Annotated in this window: 1 protein-coding gene; it reads right to left on the reverse strand. The window is 72.0% G+C overall.

What is annotated here, in order from left to right; genetic code table 11:
* Positions 1-425: aminopeptidase P N-terminal domain-containing protein (locus NS283_RS18000; protein WP_193752716.1), on the reverse strand; the 425-nt coding region annotated here is incomplete at its 3' end.
* Positions 426-510 lie beyond the last annotated feature (85 nt).

Raw genomic sequence — 510 nt, forward strand, 5'->3', positions numbered from 1 at the left:
ACCTCGTGACCCTCGTCACGCGGTTCGAAGACCAGCACGGAATCGGGCTCGGCATCGGACGCCCACCCGGTCAAGTGGGCGAAAGCCGAGTGCGCGCGGAACGGGTAGTCGGTGTCGTTGCTGCGTTGCTTCAGTCCGCCGGCGGGGACGACGAGCCTCTGACCGGGGAAGGCCGCGGAGACCTTCGCTCGACGGCGTGCCGCCCACGCCGCCTGCTCGCGCGGGCTCGGCAGGGACTCCGCACGCTCGGCCCATCCCGTCGAGATGGTCTCGAGGAAGCCCTTCGGGAACGGAGCCTTGCGGTTCGTCGTCGAGTTCTCGGCCGCGCCCGACCCGTCAGCGCCGTTCGCCTGCGGCTCGGCCGTGGTGGGAGTGGCTGCGTGCTCGGAAGGGGCGATCGTGTCGCCGGTGGCGGGGGTGTCCATTCCTCCAGTCTCGCACCGCTCGACGGCGTCCGCTCGGGCGGCGCCGAGCGTGTCGTCGGTGCCGGGTGCGCGGCATCCGGAATCG

The organism is Microbacterium testaceum (assembly GCF_001476285.1).
Classification (GTDB): domain Bacteria; phylum Actinomycetota; class Actinomycetes; order Actinomycetales; family Microbacteriaceae; genus Microbacterium; species Microbacterium testaceum_B.